At 71.5% G+C, this 25,416-nt stretch carries 25 protein-coding genes and 1 riboswitch; of the genes, 14 read left to right on the forward strand and 11 right to left on the reverse strand.

Features of this window, described 5'->3' with window-relative positions:
- Positions 1-55: 55 nt before the first annotated feature.
- From AB0J36_RS08825 to gcvP, 3 genes are all read left to right on the forward strand, one after another.
- Positions 56-1,111: a MerR family transcriptional regulator gene (locus tag AB0J36_RS08825; protein WP_357170171.1), complete on the forward strand. Its 1,056-nt coding sequence runs from the start codon at positions 56-58 to the stop codon at positions 1,109-1,111.
- Between the two features lie 44 nt (positions 1,112-1,155).
- Positions 1,156-2,001, forward strand: a complete 846-nt coding sequence (locus tag AB0J36_RS08830) for an NAD-dependent protein deacetylase (protein WP_357170168.1) — start codon at positions 1,156-1,158, stop codon at positions 1,999-2,001.
- A gap of 63 nt (positions 2,002-2,064) precedes the next feature.
- A riboswitch (glycine riboswitch) is annotated at positions 2,065-2,161 on the forward strand.
- A gap of 73 nt (positions 2,162-2,234) precedes the next feature.
- Positions 2,235-5,057 (forward strand): aminomethyl-transferring glycine dehydrogenase, encoded by a 2,823-nt coding sequence (gene gcvP, locus AB0J36_RS08835; RefSeq protein ID WP_357394942.1) that lies wholly within the window; start codon positions 2,235-2,237, stop codon positions 5,055-5,057.
- Between the two features lie 91 nt (positions 5,058-5,148).
- Here the strand turns inward: gcvP and AB0J36_RS08840 are convergent, their stop codons facing one another.
- Positions 5,149-5,349 carry a DUF5999 family protein gene (locus tag AB0J36_RS08840; protein WP_234586185.1) on the reverse strand — a complete coding sequence of 67 codons (201 nt, stop codon included), beginning with the start codon at positions 5,347-5,349 and terminating at the stop codon, positions 5,149-5,151.
- 96 nt (positions 5,350-5,445) lie between these two features.
- On the opposite strand from AB0J36_RS08840, the gene AB0J36_RS08845 reads away from it, so the two are divergent.
- Both AB0J36_RS08845 and def read left to right on the forward strand, forming a co-directional pair.
- Positions 5,446-6,660: a chorismate-binding protein gene (locus AB0J36_RS08845; protein WP_357170163.1), complete on the forward strand. Its 1,215-nt coding sequence runs from the start codon at positions 5,446-5,448 to the stop codon at positions 6,658-6,660.
- A 31-nt stretch (positions 6,661-6,691) separates the two neighbouring features.
- Complete coding sequence (gene def / locus AB0J36_RS08850; RefSeq protein ID WP_357118740.1) at positions 6,692-7,201, forward strand: peptide deformylase; 510 nt, start codon at positions 6,692-6,694, stop codon at positions 7,199-7,201.
- Between the two features lie 10 nt (positions 7,202-7,211).
- Here def and AB0J36_RS08855 read toward each other — a convergent pair whose 3' ends face one another.
- Positions 7,212-7,985, reverse strand: a complete 774-nt coding sequence (locus AB0J36_RS08855; protein WP_357394946.1) for a TSUP family transporter — start codon at positions 7,983-7,985, stop codon at positions 7,212-7,214.
- Between the two features lie 183 nt (positions 7,986-8,168).
- Here AB0J36_RS08855 and AB0J36_RS08860 point away from each other — a divergent pair, with 183 nt between their 5' ends.
- Positions 8,169-8,948 carry an endonuclease/exonuclease/phosphatase family protein gene (locus AB0J36_RS08860; RefSeq protein ID WP_357394949.1) on the forward strand — a complete coding sequence of 260 codons (780 nt, stop codon included), beginning with the start codon at positions 8,169-8,171 and terminating at the stop codon, positions 8,946-8,948.
- 8 nt (positions 8,949-8,956) lie between these two features.
- On the opposite strand, the gene AB0J36_RS08865 is transcribed toward AB0J36_RS08860, so the two are convergent.
- Entirely contained in the window at positions 8,957-9,967 is a 1,011-nt protein-coding gene (locus tag AB0J36_RS08865; protein ID WP_357170150.1) for a tyrosine-type recombinase/integrase, read from the reverse strand.
- 540 nt (positions 9,968-10,507) lie between these two features.
- Here AB0J36_RS08865 and AB0J36_RS08870 point away from each other — a divergent pair.
- Positions 10,508-11,347: a hypothetical protein gene (locus tag AB0J36_RS08870; protein ID WP_363660368.1), complete on the forward strand. Its 840-nt coding sequence runs from the start codon at positions 10,508-10,510 to the stop codon at positions 11,345-11,347.
- 83 nt (positions 11,348-11,430) lie between these two features.
- Here AB0J36_RS08870 and AB0J36_RS08875 read toward each other — a convergent pair whose 3' ends face one another.
- Together AB0J36_RS08875 and AB0J36_RS08880 are read right to left on the reverse strand one after the other, a co-directional pair.
- Entirely contained in the window at positions 11,431-12,021 is a 591-nt protein-coding gene (locus AB0J36_RS08875; RefSeq protein ID WP_357118725.1) for a DinB family protein, read from the reverse strand.
- A gap of 5 nt (positions 12,022-12,026) precedes the next feature.
- Positions 12,027-12,830, reverse strand: a complete 804-nt coding sequence (locus AB0J36_RS08880) for an alpha/beta hydrolase (RefSeq protein ID WP_363660369.1) — start codon at positions 12,828-12,830, stop codon at positions 12,027-12,029.
- A 156-nt stretch (positions 12,831-12,986) separates the two neighbouring features.
- Between AB0J36_RS08880 and zwf the strand changes: the two genes are divergently transcribed.
- The 3 genes from zwf to AB0J36_RS08895 all read left to right on the forward strand — a co-directional run bounded on the left by zwf (position 12,987) and on the right by AB0J36_RS08895 (position 16,026).
- Positions 12,987-14,366, forward strand: a complete 1,380-nt coding sequence (gene zwf, locus AB0J36_RS08885; RefSeq protein WP_357394955.1) for a glucose-6-phosphate dehydrogenase — start codon at positions 12,987-12,989, stop codon at positions 14,364-14,366.
- Positions 14,367-14,494: 128 nt separating this feature from the next.
- Positions 14,495-15,904 (forward strand): OFA family MFS transporter, encoded by a 1,410-nt coding sequence (locus tag AB0J36_RS08890; protein ID WP_357394957.1) that lies wholly within the window; start codon positions 14,495-14,497, stop codon positions 15,902-15,904.
- Positions 15,901-16,026, forward strand: coding sequence for a hypothetical protein (locus AB0J36_RS08895; protein WP_357118713.1), 126 nt, complete (start codon positions 15,901-15,903; stop codon positions 16,024-16,026). Before AB0J36_RS08890 ends, AB0J36_RS08895 begins: the two co-directional genes overlap by 4 nt.
- A gap of 36 nt (positions 16,027-16,062) precedes the next feature.
- On the opposite strand, the gene AB0J36_RS08900 is transcribed toward AB0J36_RS08895, so the two are convergent.
- Positions 16,063-16,791, reverse strand: a complete 729-nt coding sequence (locus AB0J36_RS08900; RefSeq protein WP_357170141.1) for an SDR family oxidoreductase — start codon at positions 16,789-16,791, stop codon at positions 16,063-16,065.
- A 171-nt stretch (positions 16,792-16,962) separates the two neighbouring features.
- Here AB0J36_RS08900 and AB0J36_RS08905 point away from each other — a divergent pair, with 171 nt between their 5' ends.
- Complete coding sequence (locus AB0J36_RS08905) at positions 16,963-17,424, forward strand: peroxiredoxin (RefSeq protein WP_357170138.1); 462 nt, start codon at positions 16,963-16,965, stop codon at positions 17,422-17,424.
- A gap of 150 nt (positions 17,425-17,574) precedes the next feature.
- Positions 17,575-18,258, forward strand: coding sequence for a hypothetical protein (locus tag AB0J36_RS08910; protein WP_357170135.1), 684 nt, complete (start codon positions 17,575-17,577; stop codon positions 18,256-18,258).
- A gap of 35 nt (positions 18,259-18,293) precedes the next feature.
- Here the strand turns inward: AB0J36_RS08910 and AB0J36_RS08915 are convergent, their stop codons facing one another.
- Positions 18,294-18,746, reverse strand: coding sequence for a MarR family transcriptional regulator (locus AB0J36_RS08915; protein WP_357170132.1), 453 nt, complete (start codon positions 18,744-18,746; stop codon positions 18,294-18,296).
- Positions 18,747-18,842: 96 nt separating this feature from the next.
- Here AB0J36_RS08915 and AB0J36_RS08920 point away from each other — a divergent pair, with 96 nt between their 5' ends.
- Entirely contained in the window at positions 18,843-19,274 is a 432-nt protein-coding gene (locus AB0J36_RS08920) for a hypothetical protein (RefSeq protein ID WP_357394963.1), read from the forward strand.
- Positions 19,275-19,323: 49 nt separating this feature from the next.
- On the opposite strand, the gene AB0J36_RS08925 is transcribed toward AB0J36_RS08920, so the two are convergent.
- The 4 genes from AB0J36_RS08925 to AB0J36_RS08940 form a co-directional block, all read right to left on the reverse strand.
- Complete coding sequence (locus AB0J36_RS08925; protein WP_357170126.1) at positions 19,324-20,517, reverse strand: hypothetical protein; 1,194 nt, start codon at positions 20,515-20,517, stop codon at positions 19,324-19,326.
- A gap of 50 nt (positions 20,518-20,567) precedes the next feature.
- On the reverse strand, positions 20,568-21,746 hold the full coding sequence (locus AB0J36_RS08930) for a GNAT family N-acetyltransferase (RefSeq protein ID WP_357394965.1): 1,179 nt from the start codon (positions 21,744-21,746) through the stop codon (positions 20,568-20,570).
- A 156-nt stretch (positions 21,747-21,902) separates the two neighbouring features.
- A complete protein-coding gene (gene cydB / locus AB0J36_RS08935) occupies positions 21,903-22,901 on the reverse strand; it encodes a cytochrome d ubiquinol oxidase subunit II (protein WP_357118690.1) in 999 nt (332 codons plus the stop codon).
- Positions 22,902-22,915: 14 nt separating this feature from the next.
- Complete coding sequence (locus AB0J36_RS08940; protein ID WP_357394968.1) at positions 22,916-24,328, reverse strand: cytochrome ubiquinol oxidase subunit I; 1,413 nt, start codon at positions 24,326-24,328, stop codon at positions 22,916-22,918.
- Between the two features lie 164 nt (positions 24,329-24,492).
- Between AB0J36_RS08940 and AB0J36_RS08945 the strand changes: the two genes are divergently transcribed.
- The gene (locus AB0J36_RS08945; RefSeq protein ID WP_357170116.1) at positions 24,493-25,257 is read left to right on the forward strand and encodes a lysophospholipid acyltransferase family protein; all 765 of its coding nucleotides are present in this window, start codon (positions 24,493-24,495) and stop codon (positions 25,255-25,257) included.
- Positions 25,258-25,416: the final 159 nt, after the last annotated feature.

Genomic DNA, 25,416 nt, shown 5'->3' on the forward strand with positions numbered 1-25,416 from the left:
AACCCCCAGTGTGGGGTGCGCCGGTCACGGTGACCGGTGCGAGGAGGAACCCGACGTGGGGTTGCTGACGATCGGGGCGTTCGCCCGGGCGGCGGGTCTGACGCCGAAGGCGTTGCGCCTGTACGGCCGGGTGGGGGTGCTGGTGCCCGCGGCGGTGGACGCGGAGTCCGGGTACCGGCTCTACGACCCGCGGCAGGTGCCGCTGGCCCGGCTGGTGGCTCAGCTGCGTCGTATCGGCATGCCGCTGGCGCAGATCCGCACCGTGTGTGCTCTGGAGCCGGCGGCGGCGGCCGAGATGGTCACCGCGTACTGGCGGCGGGTGTCGGTCGACACCGCTGCCCGCGCGCGGCTCGCCGCCCTCCTCGTGCGGGACCTGTCCGAGGGGAGCACCACCATGTCGTCGATGAGTGTCCGTTACGCCACCGGCTGTGAGACCGGGATCGCCCGTGACAGCAACGAGGACGCCGCGTACGCCAACGAGCGGTTGCTCGCCGTCGCCGACGGTGTGCGGGGGCCCGGCGGCGCTGCCGCCAGCGCCGCCGCCATCGACGCGCTCGCGTCGCTGGACCTCACCAACGTGTCGGCGGTGGAGGTGGTGACGGCGCTGGCCGGCGCGGTCACCGACGCCGACCGGGCCGTGCGGGGGCTGGCGACCGACGAGCACCAGCCGGCGACGACGCTGACCGCGCTGCTGCACAGCGGCACCCACCTGGCGTTGGCGCACGTCGGGGACACCCGGGCGTACCTGCTGCGCGACGGCGAGCTGTCGGTGTTGACCCGGGACCACACGTGGGTGCAGGCGCAGGTGGATCAGGGCAGGCTCGACCCTGCCGAGGCGGGCGCGCACCCCCAGCGGGCGTTGCTGGTGCGCGCGCTCGGCGGCGGTCGGCAGGTGGAGGCCGATCTGGCGTTGCGGGTGGCGGTGCCCGGTGACCGGTACCTGCTGTGCTCCGACGGGCTGTGGGCGGTCGTCGACCGGGCCGCCCTGGCCTCGACGGTGGGCGCGGGAGCCGACCCGGAGCGCACGGTGCGGGAGCTGATGGCCGCCGCGCGGGCCGCGGGCGCGCCCGACAACATCGCCTGTGTCGTCGCCGACGTCGTCGCGGCGTAGGCGGGTGCTCGGCATCGGGGGGTGCGCTGAGGCAGCATGAAGGGGTGACGACGAGTGTGCAGGAACTGGCCGCGCTGGTGGCCGGCGGTCAGGTGGTCGTGCTCAGCGGGGCGGGCCTGTCCACCGAGTCGGGTATCCCGGACTATCGGGGGCCCAGCGGGGTGGCCCGCCGGCACACCCCGATGACGTTCCAGGCGTTCACCCGGGACGCGGTGGCGCGGCGGCGGTACTGGGCGCGCAGCCACCTGGGGTGGCGGTTGATCGCGCGGGCGACGCCGAACGCGGGGCATCGGGCGGTGGCGCGGTTACAGGACGCCGGCCTGGTCGACGCGGTGATCACGCAGAACGTGGACGGGTTGCACGGCGCGGCGGGCAGCGGGCGGGTGGTGGAGCTGCACGGGCGCCTGGACGAGGTGACGTGCCTGGACTGCGGCAACCTGACCTCGCGCGAGGAGGTGGACCGGCGGCTGCGCGAGGCGAACCCGGACTTCGTGGCCCGGGTCGCCGCAGTCAACCCGGACGGTGATGTTGATCTCCCGGACGAGCAGGTGGCGGGGTTCCGGCCGGTGGACTGCGGGATCTGCGGGACGGGGATGCTGAAACCGGACGTGGTGTTCTTCGGCGAGACGGTGCCGCCGCAGCGGGTGGCGCGGTGTTTCGCGCTGGTGGAACAGGCCCGGGCGGTGGTGGTGCTGGGGTCGTCGTTGACGGTCATGTCGGGCCGGCGGTTCGTGATCCGGGCCGCGAAGCAGGGCATTCCGGTAGCGATCGTCAACCAGGGTCCGACCCGGGGTGACGGGTACGCCACGGTGCGCGTCGACGCGCCGCTGGGGGAGGTGCTGCCGGTGCTCGCCGAGCGGGTCACCGGCGCGTCGGCGGTGCCGGTGTGACAGCCGCCGCGGGGTAGGACATCTGCTGGAAACACCGGCGCTGGTAGCGTTGACCATGCCGGTACCACCCACGTGGGAGAGACCGCCTCGACAGCAGGGGCGGCGCCGAAGGGGCAAATCCTCCCCGGAACCTCTCAGGCAAAAGGACCTCGTGGGCAGGCACTGTGGAGCGCTCCGGTGGGGTGTGACAGAGGGGGAGGCCGACCCGTCGACCTCGCCCGGGAGCGCCCCTGATGTCCGTAGAGCAGTTCGCCACCCGTCACATCGGCCCCGGCCCCGACGACGAGCGCCGCATGTTGGAGGTCGTCGGGCACGACTCCATCGACGAGCTGATGGACGCCGCGATCCCCGAGGTCATCCGCTGGCACGGCACCCTCGACCTGCCGGACGCCGCCACCGAGGCCGAGGCCATCGCCGAGCTGCGGGCCCTGGCGGCCCGCAACACCGTCGCCGTGTCCATGATCGGCCTGGGCTACCACGGCACGCACACCCCGGCGGTGATCCGCCGCAACGTGCTCGAAGACCCGGCCTGGTACACGGCGTACACGCCGTACCAGCCGGAGATCAGCCAGGGCCGGCTCGAGGCGCTGCTGAACTTCCAGACGATGGTCACCGACCTGACCGGCCTGGCCACCGCGAACGCCTCCATGCTCGACGAGGGCACCGCCGCGGCCGAGGCCATGACCCTCGCCCGCCGCGCCTCCAAGAGCAAGAGCGGGGTGTACGTCGTCGACGCCGACGCCCTGCCGCAGACCATCGCGGTGATCACCAGCCGGGCGGTGCCGCTCGGCATCGACGTGCGGGTCGTCGACGTCGCGCGTGACGAGCTGCCGGCCGAGTTCTTCGGCCTGCACCTGCAGTACCCGGGCGCGTCCGGCGCGGTCCGTGACCACGCCGCCCTGGTGCAGGCGGCGCACGCCGCCGGCGCCCTCGTGACGGTCGCGGCGGACCTGTTGGCGTTGACGCTGCTGCGGGCACCGGGGGAGATCGGCGCGGACATCGCCGCCGGCACCACCCAGCGCTTCGGCGTACCCATGGGCTTCGGTGGGCCGCACGCCGGCTACCTGGCGGTGCGCGCGGGCCTGGAGCGGATGCTGCCGGGACGCCTGGTCGGGGTGTCCCGCGACGCGGCCGGCAACCCGGCGTACCGGCTGGCGTTGCAGACCCGCGAGCAGCACATCCGGCGGGAGAAGGCCACCAGCAACATCTGCACCGCGCAGGTGCTCCTCGCGGTGATGGCCGGCATGTACGCCGTCTACCACGGCCCGCACGGGCTGCGGGACATCGCGGCGCGTACCCACGCCATGGCGGCGCGGCTCACGGCCGGGCTGCGCGCCGGCGGCGTGGACGTCGCGGACGTCGCGTTCTTCGACACCGTCACCGCGACGGTGCCCGGCGGCGCGGCGCGGGTCGTCGCGGCCGCCGCCGAGCGGGGCGTGAACCTGCGCCTGGTCGACGCCGACCGGGTCGGGATGTCCTGCGACGAGACGACCACCGACGCGCACCTGCGGCAGGTGTGGGCGGCGTTCGGCGTTCCCGCGTTCGACGGCGACGTCGACGCGGCCCTGCCGGGCGACCTGGCCCGCACGACCGACTTCCTGACCCACCCGGTGTTCCGCAGCCACCACTCGGAGACGGCGATGCTGCGCTACCTGCGGCGGCTGTCGGACTTCGACTACGCCCTGGACCGGGGCATGATCCCGCTGGGCTCGTGCACGATGAAGCTGAACGCGACCACCGAGATGGAGCCGGTGAGCTGGGCGGAGTTCGCCAACATCCACCCGTTCGCGCCGGACGCGCAGACCGTCGGCTACCGGGAGATGATCGGCCAGTTGGAGTCGTGGCTGGCCGAGGTGACCGGCTACGACGCGGTGAGCGTGCAACCCAACGCCGGGTCGCAGGGTGAGCTGGCCGGTCTGCTGGCCATCCGCTCATACCACGCGTCACGCGGCGAGTCGCACCGCGACGTGTGCCTCATCCCGTCGTCGGCGCACGGCACGAACGCCGCCAGCGCCGTGATGGCCGGCATGCGGGTGGTCGTGGTGGCCTGCGACGACGACGGCAACGTCGACCTCGTCGACCTCGACGCGAAGATCGACAAGCACCGGGACGCGCTCGCCGCGATCATGGTGACGTACCCGTCGACGCACGGCGTGTACGAGACGGGCATCGCGTCGCTGTGCGCGAAGGTCCACGACGCCGGCGGGCAGGTGTACGTCGACGGGGCGAACCTCAACGCCCTCGTCGGGTACGCCAAGCCCGGCCGGTTCGGCGCGGACGTGTCGCACCTCAACCTGCACAAGACGTTCTGCATCCCGCACGGCGGCGGCGGCCCCGGCGTCGGCCCGGTGGCGGTCCGCGCGCACCTCGCGCCGTTCCTGCCCGGCGACCCCCTGGGCGCCCACGTCGACGCCACCCCGGCGATCTCGGCGGCCAAGTACGGGTCCGCGGGCATCCTGCCGATCCCGTGGGCGTACCTGCGGATGATGGGCGCCGAGGGGCTGACCCGGGCCACCGGCGTGGCGGTCCTCGCCGCGAACTACGTGGCCGCGCGGCTGCGCGAGCACTACCCGGTGCTGTACGCCGGCAACAAGGGCCTGGTCGCCCACGAGTGCATCCTCGACCTGCGGCCGCTGACGAAGGCGACCGGCGTGAGCGTCGACGACGTGGCGAAGCGCCTCATCGACTACGGCTTCCACGCGCCGACGATGTCGTTCCCGGTGGCCGGGACGCTGATGGTGGAGCCGACCGAGAGTGAGGACCTCACCGAGCTGGACCGGTTCTGCGACGCGATGATCGCGATCCGCGCCGAGATCGAGCAGGTCGGCTCGGGGCAGTGGCCGGCGGGGGACAACCCCCTGGCGAACGCCCCGCACACCGCGCCGATGGTCAGCGGCGACGAGTGGCCGCACCCGTACCCGCGGTCGGTGGGCGCGTACCCGGCCGGGGCGGACCGGGCCGGGAAGTACTGGCCGCCGGTACGGCGCATCGACGGCGCGTACGGCGACCGGAACCTGGTCTGCTCGTGCCCGTCGCCGGAGGCGTTCGAGGACTGACGACGGGCGTGCCGGGGCGGGCGGTATCGGGCCGCCCCGGCAGCCGCTGTGCGATGGACAGCGACTCGGCGTGGTGACGCTGGGTGGTCGTTCAGGCCACGAGGGCGTGGCGGGCGGGGCCGCGGTGGGGTGCGATGCTGCTGCCGTCGGGAAGCAGCTCACCGGTGTCCTCGAAGACGATCACGCCGTTGCAGAGCAGGCTCCAGCCCTGCTCAGGGAAGCAGGCGAGGACGCGGGCGGCTTCCCGATCGGTGGCTTCAGCTAAGGGGCAGGTCGGTTGGTGCTGGCACATCGGGTTCTCCGGACTGTGGGGGCACTGTGTCATGGTTCACATGACCAGTGACGCACAGTACCAAGCGAAGGTGTCCAGCATCGAGCAGGTGTCGCCTTGCCGTACCGGAAATCCACTGAACGGATGAGGAAGATCGGACCATACGGCGTGGAAACGCTCCCACAGGTGCTGGTCGATGCGCCCGCGGCACCACCCGGATGCCGCGACAGCCTCGTCGAACGCGCCCGACTCCACTGGCATCGCGCCGACGGCGGCGACCCCGCCGCACTCGCCGAGGAGTTCCTGGCCGCACACGGCCTGGACCTGCGCGACCTGAACCGACCCGCCGCACACGGCCCGGTCGTCTGCGGCGCCGCGCTCTACCTGTCCGCCGCCGCCGGAACGCACCTGGCCGGCGTACCCGCCACCGCGCCCGAACCCGCGCCCACCCTGCCCGACCTCGCCGTCGTCATCTACCACCACGGACCCACCCGAGCACCCGCCGCCCCCGACGACACGCCCTGGTGGCTCGGCCCATGGACCGAGAGCTGGACACCCGCGCAACACGCCGCCGCCGTCGACGCCGTCCGCGCCGCCATCGGCCGCGGCGACATCTACCAGACCAACCTCGTCGGACACGCCGCCGCCCCCTACAGCGGCGACCCGCTACCCGCCCTGCGCCGCCTTGGCGCGCTCCCCGGCGCCCGCTACGGCGGCGTCCTCACCGGCGACGGCTGGGCCATCGGCTGCGCCTCCCCGGAAACCCTCGTCGAGGTCCACCACGGCCAGATCATCACCCGACCCATCAAGGGCACCCGCCCCGCCACCGCCACCGGCCACGCCGAACTGCTCACCAGCGCCAAAGAACGCGCCGAACACATCATGATCGTCGACCTCGAACGCAACGACCTCGCCCGCATCGCCCGCACCGGCACCGTCACCGTCGACGAACTGTTCACCGTGCGCCGCTGGTGCGACCTGTGGCAGGCCGAATCCACCGTCCGCGCCCAGGCCGCCGACGGCCTCGGCCTCGCCGACCTGCTCCGCGCCACCTGCCCCGGCGGCTCCGTCACCGGCGCGCCGAAACTCGCCGCCCTCACCCACATCGCCGCCGCCGAACCCGTCGGCCGGGGCGCCAGCATGGGCGCCCTCGGCTGGATCGCCCCCGGCCGCATCGACCTCGGCCTGACCATCCGCACCGCCGCCGCCACCGGCCACACCCTGCACACCTGGGCCGGCGGCGGCATCACCTGGGACAGCGACCCCACCGCCGAGGTCGCCGAAGCCGCCGCCAAGACCGCACCCGTACGCGCCACCCTGGCCGGACGCTGACACCACCACCACCGGCGATACGCTGACCCCCATGACCATGCGGCCCATCCGGATCATCGGCGACCCCGTCCTGCGCACCGAAGCCGAGCCGGTCACCACCTTCGACGCCGAACTGCGCGCCCTGGTCACCGACCTGATGGACACCCTGCTCGGCGCACCCGGCCGCGCCGGCGTCGCCGCACCCCAGATCGGCGTCAGCGCCCAGGTCTTCGTCTACGACGCCGACGGCCACCGAGGCCACCTCATCAACCCCACCCTCGAACTGTCCGACGAACTCCAGGACGACGAGGAAGGCTGCCTGTCCATCCCCGGGCTGTACTTCCCGACCGCGCGCGCCCTGCACGCCACCGCCCACGGCGTCGACCAGCACGGCGAACCGTTGACCATCACCGGCAGCGGATTCCTCGCCCGCGCCCTGCAACACGAGGCCGACCACCTGCGCGGCACCCTCTACGTCGACACCCTGCGCGGCGACATCCGCCGCCGGGCCCTGCGCGAGATCCGCGCCGGCCGCTTCGACTCACCCAGCCGCCGCGCCTGAACCCGCGCCCCTACCGGGCCGCCCACTGGTCGTAACCCAGCTTCGCCACCAACGCCAGCACCACCACCAGCAACACCACCCGCACGAACCCCGACCCGCGACGCAACGCCATCCGCGCACCCACCACCGCGCCCGCGATGTTGCACACCGCCATCGCCGCGCCCAACCACCACCACACATGCCCGGTCACCGCGAACACCACCAACGCACCCAGATTCGTACCCGCGTTGACGACCTTCGCCATCGCCGACCCGTGCACGAAATCCGCACCCACCAACGTCGTGAACGCCAGCACCAGAAACGTGCCCGTCCCCGGCCCGATCAACCCGTCGTACAGGGCGATGCCCACCCCGGCCACACCGATCGCCGTCGCCACCCGCACCCTCGTGCGCCGCGCCGGCACGGCCACCACCCCCAACCGGGGACGCAGCAACACGAACACGGCCACCGCCACCAGAACCACCAACACCACCGGCCGGTACGCCGCCGCCGGCACCGCCCCGGCCAACGCCGCGCCCACCCCCGCGCTGAGCACCGCCACACCCGCCGCCGGCCCCGCCACCCGCCAGTCCACCTTCGTGCGCCGCGCGTACGTCGCCGCCGCCGTCGCCGTACCGAAGATCGCCGCCAACTTGTTCGTGCCCAACGCGGTCGCCACCGGCACCCCCGGAGCCGCCACCAACAACGCCGGCAGCAGCAACAACCCGCCACCACCGACCACGGCATCCACCCACCCGGCCATCGCCGCGGCGGCCAGCAACGTACTCAGCGATACGGCGTCCACGGTCGGCAATTCTCCCCACCCGACCCACCCCACCAGCCCCGCAAGTGGCGCGACTCACCGCTCACCGGCCCCGCCTACGCCGCAACCACACCCCCCACGCCCCGACCGCCACGAACACCAGCATCGAACACAGCAACAGCTTCACCACGCGGCAACCCTGCCACGGACACGTAAGGTGCAGGAGTGCGCCTGGCCACCTTCAACCTGCTGCACGGACGATCCCTCACCGACGGCCTCGTCGACCCCGACCGACTCGCCGCCGCCGTACACGCCCTCGACGCCGACGTCCTCGCCCTGCAGGAAGTCGACCGCGACCAACACCGCAGCGGCAACCTCGACCTCACCGCCATCGCCGCCCAGGCCCTCGACGCGCCACACCACCGCTTCGCGGCCGCCGTCGTCGGCACCCCCGGCGAACGGTTCCGACCCCTGCGCCACCACGACGACGGCCACGGCGAACCCTGCTACGGCATCGGCCTCATCAGCCGCCACCCCGTGCGCAGCTGGCACATCACCCGACTCAAACCCGCGCCCGTACGCTCACCCATCTACGCCCCCGGACCCGGCGGCGGCCTCATCCTCCTCGACGACGAGCCCCGCGTCGTCCTCGCCGCCATCCTGGACACCCCCCACGGCCCCCTCACCGTCGCCGCGACCCACCTGTCCTTCGTACCCGGCTGGAACGCCCGCCAACTCCGCCAGACCGTGCGCGCCCTGCGCGCCCTACCCGGCCCCCGCGTCCTGCTCGGCGACCTCAACCTCCCCGCCGGCCCGGCCCGCCTCGTGTCCCGCTGGCAGCCACTCGGCCGACGCCCCACCTACCCCTCCGGACAACCCCGCGTCCAACTCGACCACATCCTCGCCGACCGACACGCCCTCGACGCGCTCCCGCCCGTACGGGCCGTCACCACGCCGACGTCCACCATCTCCGACCACCGACCCCTGCTCGTCGACCTCGGCTGAGGCCAGCATCAGCGCGCCGCGTCACCCTCCGCCGACACCAGAGCAGCCAACACCCGGTGGGTACGACTAGCCCGGATCGCCTCCCGCTGCTGACCCGCCGTCACCTCGATGTACGTCTGCGACGACGCCAACGACGCGTGCCCCAACAACCGCATGATCTCCGCCGCGCCCGCCCCGTCCTCCGCCAACCGGGTCGCGAACGTGTGCCGCAGCGCGTGCAACCGCGCCCCCTTGGGTACCCGGTCACCGATACCCGCCCGCCGGTAACACGACTCGACCAGATACTGCAGGCCACCGCGGCGCAGCGGCTCACCCCGCCGGTCCACCAGCAACGCCGAGTCGGGGCGAACCGACCGCGACCCGAACCGCCGCGCCCGACTGGCCAGATAGTCCGCCAGCACCCGGTCCAGGTCCGTCTCGATCGGCACCACCCGGGGACGCCCACCCTTGCCGGCCACCTCGATCCGCCGCTCACCCGGTCGACCCGCCAACGAACCGACCCGCAACGACAGCAGCTCGGACAGACGCAACCCGGCGCACAGCGCCACCGCCAACACCGCCACGTCCCGCTCCGGCCACGGGTCCCGCTGCCGGCCGTCGTCACGCGCCACCGACGCCAGCAGCACCTCGGGAGTGTCCGCGCCCCGCAGCGGCTTCGGCTCGGGCAGGACGGCCCGGGGCCGATCGACCGCCGGCATCGGGTTGCCCGCCACCACACCGTCGGTCACCAGGAAGGTGAAGAAGCTGTTCCAGGTGGACCAGGCGCGGTGCACCGAGGCGGGGGCGCGGGGAGCGGCGAACCGGGCGAACGCCGCCCGTAACACCCGGGGGGAGAGGTCGGTGATCGACACTTCGTCGAGGGGGAGGGGAGTGGCATTACCGGCGGAGACCAGGTTGGCCACCGCGAACAGGTCGCGTCGGTAGGCCGCCAGGGTGTGGGGGGAGGGCTTACGGGTGGCCCGGGCGGTCAGGAACTCCTCGATCAAGGCTCCGAGCGATTCGTCCTTTTTGTCATGCATAAGGGATATTATGCAGCATTTTCGTGTTCCCGGGAAGCGGGGGGAGTAGGGGATGGAGGCCATCCGGGCGACCGCACCGACCTCGGCGAAGGACTGTCGAGCTGCCCCGTAGGTGGGGCAGGCGTAGCGCAGCCTGGACAGCCCACCACGGCGGCCGGCAGCCCGGTCGGGGCCGGCCCGAACGGCCATAGGCTGATCGAGGAGCCACGGATCGTGTGCGGCATGACGTCGCCCGCAAGCTGTCACACCTGTGGTCGGGCGGGCACGCCCACCGTGTACCGGGACCTCGGCGGTCCGACGGAGCTGGCCTGCTCCCGCCGGTCAACGCACGCCTCGTCAGGTCGAACGAGGACGCGCGTCCACCCGGCCTGACGCGCGACTGACCCGCCCTCGGTGTGGCGGGGGGCCACCAGATCGGCCAACTTTACATAATGTTCATTATCGAATGTGGCACGGCACCCGCAGATCGACGCGGTGGGCTAGCGTGTCGTCGATCTACTGGGGAGATTCCCCGCAGCCTTGTCGGAAAGAAGCAATCACGTGTCACTGTGGAAGAAGACCGCCGTCGTCGCGGTCTCGGCGCTTACGGCGCTCACCGCCTCCGCCTGCGGCGTGGCGACCGGCTCGTCGGGCTCGTCCGACGCGCCGAAGCAGACCAGCGTCCTTGAGCTGCTGGCCAGCGACCTCAAGGGCTCGTTGCAGAAGACGATCGACGTCACCGACAAGAGCGACTCGGTGACGCTGACGATGACGGGAACGACCGGCGGCCAGAAGATCTCCATGCAGGGTGTCCTGGACCTGGGTGACCCGGTCAAGGCCGAGATGACGATGGCGGACCCGAGCGACGGTCCGACCACCGTCCGGCTGATCGGGACCGCGTTCTACGTCGAGGTGCCGGCGAAGGACCGTTCGAGCATGGGCGGTAAGCGGTGGCTGAAGATGGACATGGGCAGCATCGGCCAGCAGGCCGGGATGGACTTCAGCAAGCAGTTCGAGGACATCGACCCGACCAAGCAGGTCAAGACCCTGCTCGCGTCCGAGGGCGTGACGGTCGTCGGTGAGGAGACGGTGAACGGGGCGCGCACGGTCCACTACACCGTCACCACCCCGGTGGCGACGCAGCTGGCTCAGGTCGACGCCAAGCTGCGGGCCGCTGTCGAGAAGCAGTTCACCGCCGCGGGCGTCAAGGAGGTCAAGGTCGACCTCTGGGTCGACGAGCAGTACCGGCCGCGTCGTGCGGCCACGGTCATGGGCGCGATGGGCGACATCGTGGTCGACTACACCGACTACGGCAAGGCGGTCACCATCGAGACGCCTCCGCCGGCGGAGACCACTGACTTCGCCGAGATGTTGCAGGGGCTGAAGGGCACCGACAACTGATTTCAGGCGGTGTGACTGCCCTGCCGGTGCCCGGTAGCACCGGCAGGGCAGTGTCGTTTCCGCGGCCTTCTCCCCCAGCTCGGTCAGTCGAACTGGTCGGCTAGCTTGCGCAGCTTGTCGACGTACGCCGGCCAGTCGTATCCGTCGGCAATGCCGGTGCTGTCGCGCTGCCAGCCGATCGCCCCGTCGTGCTGCTCGCGGATGATGTCCAGGTGACCGGCGTGCCGGGCGATGTCGCTGGTGACGTGCATGATGGTCCGGGCCAGTGTCACGTCCTGGCGGCCGGGTTGCCACCAGGGCACCTGCCCCGGCGCGTCGAGCGGTAGTTGGTCGATCGTCTCGTCCGCGAAGGCGCCGACGCGGCGGTACAGGTCGATGAGGCCGTCCTTGGTCTCGTTCTCGTCCGCGTACCAGTCTGCCTGCGGGTCGTCGTCGAACGCGGTGAGCGGGACCAGCTCCTGCGGGGTGGGGAACTCGCGGCCGAAGGTGGGTCCGAAGTAGGCGGCCTCGACGTTGAGGCAGTGTTTGACGACGCCGAGCATGTTGTTGCCGGTGGTGGTGCGGGGCGTTCTGGCCTGGCGTTCGCTGATGCCGTCGAGTTTCCAGATGAGGTCGTCGCGGTTCCTGCGAAGGTAGTAGTGCATCGCGGCCTTGGTGTCGTCCAGGTCAGCCATGGCGGTCATTGTCGCGTACCGGCCTCAGGTTGTGGGGTTCGGCGGAGCCAGGCCCGGGTGTGGGCGCGGAGCAGGGCTGGTTGTTCGAAGGGCAGGTAGTGCCCGGCCTGGTCGACGGTGCTGTAGGTGCCTCGGGGGTAGCGGCGCATGGCGTGGAACTGGTCGGCGAAGCCGACGATGCCGTCCTGGCGGCCGGTGAGCACGCTGACGGGCCCGTCGAAGGGGGTGTCGGCGGTCTCGTCGGGGAGCGCGTACCCGGGGCCTGTGCGCAGTTCCTGTTGGAAGGTGTGGTCGCCGGGGCCGCCCGTGTTCAGGGCGCGCAGGACGGTGGCGACGACGCTCGGGGTGCGGTGGCCGAGCGCGGTGTCGAGGTGTGGGCGCAGGTCGGTGGGCGCGTCGTCGAGCCAGCCGGTGGGTCCTGGCGGCGGGCGGTGCTCGGGCAGGGTGCGGCTGGCCGGTGCGATGGTGATGCCGGGGCAGATCAGGAGTAGGCCGCGGACGAGGTCGGGGCGTTGGCGGGCGATGCCGGCGGCGAGGTAGGCGCCGTAGGAGGCGCCGGCCAGCAGGGCCGGTCCGTCGATGTGGTGGTCGAGCCAGGCGCAGATGGTGGTGAGCAGGGCCTGGGAGGTGGGCGGGCAGGTGGGTGGGGTGTCGCCGTGGCCGGGCAGGTCCAGGTATGTCTCCCGGAGGCCGGTGCCGGCGAGGGCGGGGTGCAAGGCGGCGGCGGTGGCGGCGCGGGTCGTGCCGAACATTGGCAGGCACACCACGTCGGGGCCGGTTTCCTGTGAGCGGTCGGCGGCCAGGGTCATTCTGGTCCTTCCTGGGGGTGTGCGGAGCGCTGTGGGGTCATCTTCCGTTGTGGCGTTGTCGCCGACCTCACGTGGGCCGTTCGCGGGGAATTCCTCCGGTGGGGCGCGCCGTTGTCCGTTCGGAAGATCAGGTCCACATGATCGGATGGAAGTGTCATGCGCGTGCGTTCAGACGCGGTTGTGCTGTTCGGTGTGACAGGTGATCTTGTCTCGAAGAAGCTGTTTCCGGCGTTGTACGAGTTGACGCGGCGGGGGCGTCTCGACGTTCCGGTGATCGGGGTGGCCCGCTCCCCCTGGGATGATCAGCAGTTGGTGGCGACCGCCCGTAAGTCGGTGGCGGAGGCTTCTGACGAGGTGGATGACGAGACGTTCGACGCGTTGGCGGCCAACCTGTCGATGATCTCCGGGGACTATGCGGATCCGGCGACGTACGAGCGGCTGGCGGAGCGTCTGGGTGCGGCGCGGCGGCCGATCTTCTATCTGGCGATTCCGCCCATGGTGTTCGGTTCGGTGGTGCGGGGCTTGGCGGCGGTCGGGTTGGCCGACCGTGGTCGGGTGATCGTGGAGAAGCCGTTCGGGCGTGACCTGGCGTCGTCCGAGGAGTTGGATCGGACGTTGGGTGCGGCTTTCGACGCGAGTCGGGTGTTCCGGATCGACCACTACCTCGGCAAGGAGGCGGTGGAGGGGTTGTACGCGTTCCGGTTCGCCAACCGGCTGTTTGAGCCGTTGTGGAACCGTGAGCACGTCGACAACGTGCAGGTGACCCTCGCTGAGGGTTTCGGTACGCAGGGTCGGGCCGGTTTCTATGACACGGTGGGTGCGACGCGGGACGTGTTGCAGAACCACATTTTGCAGGTCGTGGCGTTGATCGCGATGGACGCGCCGGCTGGTGACGACGTGGATTCGTTCCGGGAGGCGGAGGCGGCGGTGTTGCGGCAGGTCGTGCCGTTGTCGCCGGAGTCGACGGTGCGGGGGCAGTACGCGGGTTACCGGGATGAGCCGGGTGTCGCGCCGGATTCGAACACGGAGACGTTCGTGGCGACGCGGTTGACGGTGGATTCGCCCCGGTGGGCGGGTGTGCCGTTCTATCTGCGGACGGGCAAGTCGTTGCCGGGGACGGCGACGGAGGTGGTGGTCGAGTTCAAGCGGCCGCAGCGGTCGTTGATCCCCGCCGAGGGTGGGGCGGAGGCGCCGGCGAACCTGTTGCGGTTCCGGTTGGGTCGTGGGGATGGCATCACGATGTCGATCCAGGCGAAGAGTCCGGGCGCGGCGGTGGCGAGTCGGCCGGTGGATCTGTCGGTGGACTTCGGTGCGGCGTTGGGTCGGCGTCAGGAGGCGTACGAGCGGTTGCTCGACGACGCGATGGACGGGCAGCATCTGCGGTTCGCGCGGGCGGAGACGATTCGGCAGGAGTGGCGGATCGTGGCGCCGATCCTGGATCTGGCGGCGCCGGTGCGCTCGTACGACAGGGGTAGTTGGGGTCCGGCGGACGCGGATGCGTTGGCGGGTGGCTGGCATGCGCCGGAGCTGGGGTAGGTGCGGCGTGGGCTGAGTGACCGCTCAGCTCACGGGAGGGACCGTCCGGCGATGGTGAGGTTTGCTCCTTGGGTACGGGGTGGGCACGTTGTGACCACGTTTCGTCCGCCTCGGAGAGGAAGCAGCGCATGCTGTCCGCACTCGATCGTCGGCATACCGTCGCGCCGCCCGGCTACAGCCGGTGGCTCATTCCCCCGGCGGCGTTGGCCATCCACCTCTGTATCGGCCAGGTCTACGCCACGAGCGTCTACAAGAATTCGTTGATCGCCCATTTCGACACGGGTCAGACCGCGATCGGGGTGATCTTCAGTATCGCGATCGTGATGCTGGGGTTGTCCGCGGCGGTGGCCGGGACGTGGGTGGAGGCGAACGGGCCGCGTAAGGCGATGTTCGTGTCGGCCTGCTTCTGGGCGGCGGGTTTCCTGGTGGGGTCGCTGGGCATCGCCACGAAGCAGTTGTGGCTGCTGTACCTGGGGTACGGCCTGCTCGGCGGCATCGGTCTGGGTATCGGGTACATCTCCCCCGTGTCCACGCTGATCAAGTGGTTCCCGGATCGGCCGGGTCTGGCGACCGGTTTGGCGATCATGGGGTTCGGTGGTGGGGCGATGGTGGCCTCTCCCCTGTCGCGGCAGTTGCTGTCGTTCTACGACCCGGGTTACGACCCGTCGAACGCGGGTTCGACGGCGTCGGGCAGCGCGCTGGTGTGGTTGTTCGTGACGTTGGGCCTGGGCTACTTCGTGATCATGATGTTCGGGGTGGCGAACGTGCGGGTGCCGGCCGAGGACTGGCGTCCGGCGGGCTTCGATCCCGCGTCGGTGGCGGCGAAGCCGCTGGTCACCACGGCGAACGTGTCGGCGGCGAACGCGGTGAAGACGCGGTCGTTCTGGTTGTTGTGGGTGGTGTTGTTCTGCAACGTGACGGCCGGCATCGGCATCCTGGAGCAGGCCAGCCCGATGATCCAGGACTTCTTCCGGGAGAACGGGACGTCGGCGGTGTCGGTGGCGGCGGCCGGTGGGTTCGTGGGTCTGCTGTCGTTGTTCAACATGGCGGGCCGGTTCGTGTGGTCGTCGACGTCGGACGTCATCGGCCGTAAGCCGATCTACCTGGTGTATCTCGGCGTGGGCATGGCGATGTACGCGCTGCTGGCGCTGTTCGGGCACACGGCGACGGCGTTGTTCGTGCTGTTCGCGTGCGTGATCCTGTCGTTCTACGGTGGCGGCTTCGCGACCGTGCCGGCGTACCTGCGGGACCTGTTCGGCACGTACCAGGTGGGGGCGATCCACGGCCGGTTGTTGACGGCCTGGTCGGCGGCGGGTGTCGCGGGGCCGTTGATCGTTAACGGGTTCCTCGACGCGCAGGGCAAGCCGGGGACGTTGACGGCGGCGGCGTACCGGCCGGCGCTGCTGACGATGGTGGGTGTCCTCGCGGTGGGCTTCGTGGCGAACCTGCTGGTGCGACCGGTGCCGCAGCGCTATCACGAGCCGGTGGAGCAGGACGTGGACGAGGTCACGGCGGCGGCAAGGAGTGGTACGCGATGAGCGACGACGGTCGGAGCGGGCAGCAGGCCCGGTTGTGGATTTCCTGGCTGGTGGTGGCGGTGCTGCTCGGCTACGGGGTCGTGCAGACGGTGATCACGGCGGCGAAGCTGTTCACCCACTGAGGGCGGTGAGCCGGGGCGCGTGTCGCGCGCCCCGGCTCACAGGGCGCCGGAGACCCGTAGCACGGCGCCGGCGGTGTAGGAGGCGTCCGGGCTGAGGAGCCAGGCGATGGCGGCGGCGATCTCGTCGGGTTCGCCGGCGCGGCCCATCGGGATGCGACCGGCGGCGGTGTCGGCGCGGTCGGGTACGCCGGAGTCGGTGTGGATGTCGGTGCGGACGAGGCCGGGGGCGACGCCGTTGACGCGGATGCCGCGCGGGGCGAGTTCCTTGGCCAGGCCGACGGTGAGGGTGTCGGTGGCGGCCTTGACGGCGGCGTAGTGCACGTACTCCCCCGGGCTGCCGAGGGTCGCGGCGGCGGAGGAGACGTTGACGATGGCGCCGCCGTCGGTGAGGCGGCGGGCGGCCTGCTGGGCGCAGAGGACGTACCCGATGAGGTTGACGTCGACGACGCGGCGCAGGTCGTCCACGCGCAGGTCGGTGAACGGGCCGATGAGGCTGGTGACGCCGGCGTTGTTGACCAGGCCGGTGAGGGGGCCGAGCTGCGCGGCGGCGTCGAACAGGGCGGTGACCTGGTCGGGGTCGGTGGTGTCGGCGCGTACGGCGATGGCCTGGACGCCGGTGGCGTGCAGGTCGGCCAGGACGGTCGCGGCGGCGGCGTCGTCGCGGCGGTAGCACAGGGCGATGTGGTGGCCGGCCGTGGCGAGGCGGCGGGCGGTGGCCGCGCCGATGCCGCGGCCTCCGCCGGTGATGACGGTGACGGGTGCCATGGCGCCTCCGGGTCTGTCGGGCGGGTTGGGCCGACGCTACCGTGACCGGCGCGGACGAGTCGTCGTAAGGAGGGTCACATGCTGCGGGCCGTGGTGCTGGTGGCGCACGAGGCGCTGCGGGTGTGATCGCTTACGCTTCCCGCGCGGTCGTTCGGACTACGGAGGTGCGCGGTGGCGGGTGTGGGTGTCGGCGATGTCGTGGACGACTTCGAGTTGCCGGATGAGACGGGCACGCCGCGTCGGCTGTCGGAGTTCCTGGCGTCGGGGCCGGTGGTGCTGTTCTTCTATCCCGGTGCGATGACGCGGGGGTGCACGGCGGAGAGTTGCCACTTCCGGGACCTGGCGGCGGAGTTCACGGCGCTGGGCGCGTCGCGGGTGGGTATCAGCCGCGACGAGGTGGCGAAGCAGGCGGAGTTCTCGACGATGCACGGCTTCGACTATCCGCTGCTGTCGGATGTGGACGGGACGGTCGCGCGGGCGTTCGGGGTCCGGCGGCGGGTGCCGCTGGGGGCGTTGAGCACGAAGCGGATGACGTTCGTGATCGGAACGGACCGGCGGGTCATCGAGGTGATCCACAGCGAGGTCAGCATGAACGACCACGCCGATCGGGCGTTGCGGGCCCTCGGCGGCTAGGGCGTGTCTGAAAGTCCTCGGTCGAGCCGAGGCGGAGTCCAGCCAACGGCCGGCCAGGGGCTTCACACACGCCCTAAGCCCCGTGCGGCGGGTGTCGCAGTCGACTGGTATCAAGACAGCAATCAAACAGGTGTACGGAAGAGGGTTGTGATGGATGCCGGCCAGGGTTTGTCCACTGACGAGGTGCAAAGCATCCGGGAGGCGTTGGCGGCCGGCCGTAAGCCGAGGGTGGTGTTCACCGCGTCGGCGGGGCAGATCGCCGGTCAGGTCGGCCAGGTGGTCGAGTTGACCGATCCGGACGTGTCCGACGAGTTCGTCGTGGTGCGGTTCGGTCGTGACGAGTTGCCGTTCTCCCCCGCCGATCTGGCGGTCGCGCCCAAGGGCGCGGGCCGGCGGGTGGCGGAGCCGAAACCGGAGCCGGAACCGGAGGCGCCCGCGGTGGCGGCGCCGGAGTTCGTGTTGGACACGCCGCGGGTGCCCGCGCAGCGACAGGAGGAGCCGAAGGTGGAGCAGGTCGAGAAGCCGCCGGCGCGGCGGGCGGTCAAGGCCGCGAAGCCCAAGGGGCCCGCGGGCCTCACGGTGACCCTGGCGTACGCGGACGGCGAGTGGACGGTCGCCGCGCAGCAGGGCAGCAAGGCCCTGGCGAAGCCGTACGTGGTGAAGCCGGCCGAGGCGTTGAAGATGGTGGCGCTGGTGGACGTGCCGGGTGTGCAGGAGGCGGTGGAGCAGATCCTGGGCGCCGAGCGGGCCGAGGCGGAGCAGCAGGCGGAGAAGCTGCGCGCGGAGTTGGCCGAGATCGAGGCCCGGTTGGCGGAGTTGCGCGAGGCGAGCTGAGCGCTGCCTTGCGGTGGGGCGGGCCCGAGCGGCGGTCAGTGGCCGTTGTGGTGCTCGAGCAGTCGGGTGAGCAGGCGGGTCAGCTGCGCGCGTTCGGCGCTCGACAGGGGCGCGAGCAGGTCGTCCTGGACGCGGGCGACGGTGTCGGCCATCCGGTGGGCTTCGTCGGTGCCGGCGTCGGTGAGGCTGATGACGTTGCGGCGGCGGTCGGCCGGGTCGGGGGCGCGTACGACGAGTTCCCGGCCGGCCAGGTCGTTGATGGCGGCCACGACGTCGCTGCGGTCGATGCCGCAGCGGCGGCCCAGGTCGGCCTGGCTCGCGGGGCCGTCCTCGGCCAGCGAGGCGAGGAGCCGGAAGTGGTAGCCGCGTAGGTCGTGTGCGGCGAAGCCCGCGCTGGCGAGTCGGCCGGCGTGGGCGGCGACCTGGTTGAGCAGCCAGCTCGCGGTGGTACGCAGCCCGGCGGGTGACTGCGGGGCGGTGGCGTCCATGGCGGGAGCCTAACAGTAATCGTTGGCGTGACCCACAAACCATGTTACGTTGGTTCTACCAACGTTGGTTCAGCCAACGTTTTCGAAGGAGGCAACGTGTCCACTCTCAACGGTCAGGTCATCGGTCAGGCCCACTTCGCCACCCGGGCCCTGCTCGACCGCGCCGTCGCGCCCCTGGGCATCGACTTCGCCCAGGTCATCGCCCTCAACGCCCTCACCGCCGGCCCCGTCGACCGGACCTCGCTCGTGCGGCGCCTCGCGAGCGCCCGAAGGGTCGACGAGTCGGCCGTGCACGAGGTGATCGCCGGCCTCGTCGACGCCGGCCTGGCGCGGCTCGACGACACCACCGAGCCGCGGGTGTCGCTCACCGATGCCGGCCAGAGCACGCAGGCCCGTGTCGCCGAGGCCGTCGGGGGTATCACCGCCCGGCTGTACGGGGACATCCCGCCCGCCGAGGCCGACGTCGCCGCCCGCGTCCTCACGCTCGTCACCGAGCGGGCCAACGACGAGCTGGCGGGCGTCGCCTGACGCCGGAACGCGGTTCAACCGGCGGGCGTGGCTTGACGCCGGAAGCGACTCAGGTGCGTCGGTTCATGGCCGCCCGGATCCGCAGCCAGGACGGGTCGGTCGCGGAGGTCTCGCTGACCGGCGCCAGGTCGCCGGACTGCCAGTCCCGCGTGCCGTCGGTGAGGTCGAGCTGGTCCATGTCGACGACCGACGCCTCGCGGGTGCCGGCGAGGAACGCGGTCACTGAGGCCCCGGCTGCCTCGCCCGGGTCGGCCGTGCCCACCGACAGGACAAGAAGCTCGTCGTTGCCGGCGACAACGAGCTCACCGGTGGCGGTGGCCGCCAGCGCGGTCACCGCTGCCCCAGGCAGCACCTCGTGCTCGACTACCCGAGCGCCGTCGACGTCCAGCTCGACGACCACGCCTTCGGGTGTCCCGATCCAGAGGACCCGCGGCGACGGACCGAACGCGACGTTGTGGCGGGACCAGGCCCGCATCTCATCCAACCACTCCTGCGGGTACGGGTACCCCGGGCTCGGCTCCCCCAGCGTCATGCCCAGGACGCGCCGCAGCGAGGGAAACGCGAACACCTCAAGCGAGTTGTTGTACGCGTTGCCCCGTACCGCGAGGTGCCGGCCGTCCGAGCTGAAGATCGGCGCTTCGTAGCCGTCACAGTCCAGGACCAGCGCACGGCGCACCGGCCGCAGCACCGGCCCAGTGTCCGCGCAGAAGAGCACCAGCGTGGCACCCTGGTCGCTCACGAGGGAGCAGACCAGGCCACCCGCCGGATGCGCCACCACCCCGGTGTCCCACCGAGGGCCGATCAGGGTCGTTCCCGAGGCGAGATCGAGCGCGACGGAGTGCTCCCAGCCGTCCGTTCCGGCGGCGGGCGACAACCAGAGCGTGCGACCGTCGGGGCTGAACGCCACCTTCCGCCGGTACTCGGTCGACGGGACGCCGTCGACCGGCGACGTGCCCGAGGGGGTCCAGAGAACAACGCTCTCGGCGTCCGCCACCGCCAACAACGGGTCGCGGGGGTGCCAGGCGGCGGAGGGTGTCCGCTTCAACCGTTCGTAGCCGACGTCCTCGACGTAGCCGGCCGAATCCACGCCGACGACTCCGCGCTGCCGCAGTTCTCCGTCCCGGTACTCCCAGATCCGGATCGCCGGACCGTCGGCGTCCCAGGCCGCCACCAACGCAAGGCGCGGATGGGGCAGCAGCCGCTGCGCCGTCGCTCCAGAGTGGACGCGGGTCAGGATCTGCACCGACACACCCTACCGGCGCGCCGGACTGCCACCCGTCCCCGAAGGGGCCGTCAGAAGTAGTCGAGCAGGTGTGCCGGACCGCCGGCGCCCAGCAGGTCCAGGGCGTCCGGCTCGACGCCCACGGTGTGCAGCAGGCCGGCCTGGGCCACCGAGCGGGCACCCGCCGCGCCCGCGTACAGCAGCGCGAAACCGCGCACGTCCAGCCGCAGATCCGCCTCGCCGTCGAGTCTGGTCAGCTCGGCTTCGCCGTCGGCGACGGCCAACCGCCAGGTGCCGGTGTTCCAGTCGGCGAGCGGGTCGGTGAGGTGGAAGTCGACGACGCCCCGGGCGTGGGTGGGCCAGCCGCGCTCACCCACCGCCCGTACGACGTCGACCGGGCGGTGCATCCACAGGTCCCGCTCGTGGTCCCGGGCCGCCTCCAACGGCAGGTGGACGCTGACGGCGTCACCGTCGAGCGGGCACAGCCGCAGGGTCGGCGCGACGCTGGCCCAGCTCCCGAGCACCCCGACGAGTTCCCGGGCCGCGTCGGCGGTGGTGGCCAGAGCCTCGTCGACGGTGAGGACCGAGTCGGCGCCGTAGCCCCGGCCGCGCTGCCAGGTGGCGTAGCCGACGAGGTCGCCGTCGTCCTCGACGAGGGTGATCCCGTCACCGGGCAGTTTCGCGTCGGCGGCGAAGAAGTCGAACAGCTTGCCCCGGCGCGTCAACATGCCGTTGCGGTGGCGGCTGACCCGCTCGTAGAGGGCAGCGACGGCGTCCAGGTCGGCGGGCGTGCCGGCGCGGACGGTCAGGTGCGACGCGGGCCGGTGCCGGGGCAGCGCGGCGGTGACGACGTTGACGGTGCGCAGCACACCGGCGGCCTCCCAGCCGCAGGCCCGGTAGGGGGCGGCGACGGTCGGGTACAGGGCGCTGATCGCCGCGCCACGCTCGTGGGCCCCGGCCAGCAGGGCGGTGAGCAGGGCTCGGGCCACACCCCGGCCCCGCGCCTCGGGGGCGACCGCCACCCCGGCGACGTCGGCCGCCGCGACGGCCCGACCGGACCACCACTGGTCGTGGTGCAGGTCGACGGCCTTGCCGACGAGCCGGCCGGTGTCGTCGAACGCGCCGTAGCGGGTCATGCCGGGCACCTCGACGGTGGTGTGCGGGGACCGCTGAGCATCAGAGCCGAACGCGAACCGGCCCAGTTCCCAGGCGTCGTCCAGGTCGTCGATGGTGAGTTCACGAACGCGCATCGGCACACCGTAGCGGCCCGCCCCGACACCGACCAGCCGATAACCTCCCCGGCCGGACTCCCGTCGATCATGGAGTCGTGGTGGGTGACGAAGCGCCCTTGATGCCCCAGGTCGGGCACCACAAGTCCATGATCGGTGGCGGGTGGGGGGTGGGGGTCAGTGTTGGGGGATGTTGGCTATGCCGATGCGCTTGCGGAACACCCAGTACGTCCAGGCCTGGTAGGCCAGCACCACCGGAGTGAAGATCACCGCCACCCAGGTCATGATCTTCAGGGTGTACGGGGTGGAGGCCGCGTTGGTGGCCGTGAGCGTGCCCGCCGCGTCGAGGGTGGACGGCAGCACGTTCGGGAACAGCGCCGCGAACAGGGTCGCTACGGCCAGGCCGATCGCCACGGCCGTACCCGTGAACGCCCAGCCCTCCCGGCGTACCCGGGCGGCGGCGAGGCCACCGAGCAGGGCGAGGGCCGCGCCGACGGCGAGCACGACGGCGGCCGCGCTGGAGCGGATGCTCAACGTCCAGGCCAGGAAGCCGACCGCGAGCACGGCGGCGCCGACGCCGAGGCGCACCGCCAGGGCGCCCGCGCGGTCGCGGATGTCGCCGGTGGTCTTCAGGGCCAGGAACACCGCGCCGTGGGTCAGGAACAGCGCGAGCGTGGTCGCGCCACCGAGCAGGGCGTACGGGTTGAGCAGGTCGACGAGGCCACCGACGTACTCGTGGTCGGCGTCCAGGGGCACGCCGCGCAGGATGTTGGCGAAGGCGACGCCCCACAGGATCGCCGGCAGCAGCGAGCCGACCACGATCGCGGCGTCCCAGCGGCGCTTCCAGGACGCCTCGGGGCGCTTGTGCCGGTACTCGAAGGCCACCCCGCGGGCGATCAGGGCCAGCAGGATCAGCAGCAGCGGCAGGTAGAAGCCGGAGAAGAGGGTGGCGTACCACTCGGGGAACGCGGCGAACATCGCCCCGCCGGCGGTGATCAGCCACACCTCGTTGCCGTCCCAGACCGGGCCGATGGTGTTGATCAGGACCCGGCGTTCCCGGTCGTCGCGGCCGAGCACGGGCAGCAGCATGCCGACGCCGAAGTCGAAGCCCTCCAGGATGAAGTAGCCGGTGAACAGCACGGCGACGAGGAGAAACCAGATAGTGGTCAGGTCCACGATGGGCTCCGGGATCAGTAGGCGAAGGCGAGCGGACGCTCGGCGTCGTCGGTGTCGTCGGTGGGGGGCTGTTCGCTGACGTCCGGCACGCCGGCTCTGGCGTAGCGCAGCAGCAACTTGACCTCGATCACGGCGAGGGTGGCGTAGATCAGCGTGAAGGCGGTGAAGGAGGTCAGCACCTCGGTGAGCGAGACGCTGCGGGACACGCCGTTGCGGGTGAGCATCTCGCCGAAGACGATCCACGGCTGGCGGCCCATCTCGGTGAAAATCCAGCCGAAGGAGTTGGCCAGCAGCGGCAGCACCGGCATGGCCAGGCCGGCGCGCAGTAGCCATTTGCTGCGCGGGGTACGGCCCCTGCGCTGGCTCCAGAGCACCAGCAGGGCGATCGCGCCCGCCGCCAACCCGAAGCCGACCATGAAGCGGAAACTCCAGTAGGTGACCGGGATGATCGGGGTGTAGCTGCCCGCGCCGTACTGGGTGGCGTACTGGGCCTGCAGGTCGTTGATGCCGTGCACGGTGCCGTTCGGGTCGCCGGTGCCCAGGTACGACAGCAGGTACGGGATCTTGAGGGCGAACACCTCGCGGCTGCCGTCGAGGCTGCCGATGGTGAGCACGGAGAACGAGGCGGGGCTCTCGGTGGTGTAGAGACCCTCGGCGGCGGCCATCTTCATGGGCTGCACATCCGTCATGATCTTGCCCTGGATGTCGCCGGTGAACAGCACGGCCGCCGAGGCGACCAGGACCACCCACGAGCCGAACTTCGTGGCGAAGCGGTACGCGCCGGTGTCGGCGGAGTCCCGGTTGCGGATCACGTGCCACAGGCCGACCGCCACGATCAGCGACCCGGCGACCAGGAACGAGCCGGCCAGGGTGTGCGGGAAGGTGATCAGGGCGACCTTGTTGGTGAGCACGGCCGGGAAGTCGGTCAGCTCGGCGCGTCCGCTGTCGGGGTTGATGCGGTAGCCGACGGGGTTCTGCATGAACGAGTTCGCGGCGAGGATGAAGTACGCGGACAGGTTCGTGCCGATGGCGGCGGCCCAGATGCTGGCCAGGTGCGCGCGCTTGGGCAGCCGGTCCCAGCCGAAGATCCACAGGCCGATGAACGTGGACTCGAGGAAGAACGCCACGAGCGCCTCGATGGCCAGGGGCGCGCCGAAGATGTCGCCGACGAAGCGGGAGTAGTCGCTCCAGTTCATGCCGAACTGGAACTCCTGCACGATGCCGGTGACCACGCCCATGGCGAAGTTGATCAGGAACAGCTTGCCGTAGAACTTGGTCAGCTTGAGGTAGCGCTCGTTGCCGGTGCGGTGCCACATCGTCTGCAGGATCGCCACCAGCACGGACAGGCCGATGGTCAGTGGCACGAACAGGAAGTGGTAGACGGTCGTGACACCGAACTGCCACCGGGCGACGTCCAACGCGTCCACCTGAACCCCCAACTATGCGTACTACGAGACGTAGTAAATACTACTGCTCGTCGTAGAGAAAGGGGCAGGGCCGGGCGGCCCAAAGCGGCCCGGGACCAATGACCCTGATCACTCCGGCCACTCGCCCTCGCGGCCCCACCGCCTCGTGCGAGGATGGCGCGCTGATGGACACGACGACCTGGCAGCCACCACTGCTCTGGCGGGCCGCCCTCATGCTGGCCCGCGCCCTGGTGGCCCTGCTCGCCCGCCTGGAGGTCACCGGCGACGTCCCCGCGCACCTGCGCCGGGGACCGCTCGTGCTGGCCGCCAACCACATCAGCCCGTTCGACCCCCTGGTCATGATCGCCGCTTGCCGGGAACGGGGCATCGCCCCACGGATCATGGCGACCGCCGGCCTGTTCCGCGCCCCCGTGCTCGGCGCCGCGATGCGCCACGTCGGGCACATCCGGGTCGACCGGGGCACCAGCGCCGTCCACCAGGCCCTCGACGACGCGGCCCAGGCCGTCGCGGCCGGCTCGGTGATCCTCATCTACCCCGAGGGACGCATCGGCCTGGACCCCGGCATGTGGCCCGAACGCGGCAAGACCGGCGTCGCCCGGCTCGCGTTGGCCTGCGGCGCACCCGTCATCCCGGTCGCCCAGTGGGGCGCGCACGAGGTGCTGCCCTACCTGACGCCGAAGGGAATGCTGCCCGGCATCGCCCGCTCCCTGTGGCGTCGCCCGGTGATCCGGGTGCACTTCGGCGAACCCGTCGACCTGGGCGAGTCAAACGCCGCCACCCCCGGGGCGGCCCGTCGAGCCACCGACCGAATCATCGACGCCCTCACCGACACCCTCGCTCCCCTGCGCCCCGACGAACCCGACCTCCCCCACCACGTCGACCCCGGCCGCCCCACCGACACGAGCCGCACCCACCGCCGCACCCCCTGAAGCCCCGCGCCCGAGGCCCACCCCCGCCCCACCCACGCCCCGCCCACCCCCGCGATCTTGCACTTTCTGTGGCGACATACCGGGCCGAGCCGGCCATAACGGCGACACAAACCGCAAGATCGGCGCGGGCTGCGGGGGTCGCGCGCCGCCTCGGCGCGG

It is taken from the genome of Micromonospora sp. NPDC049662 (genome assembly GCF_040675055.1).
Lineage (GTDB): Bacteria > Actinomycetota > Actinomycetes > Mycobacteriales > Micromonosporaceae > Micromonospora.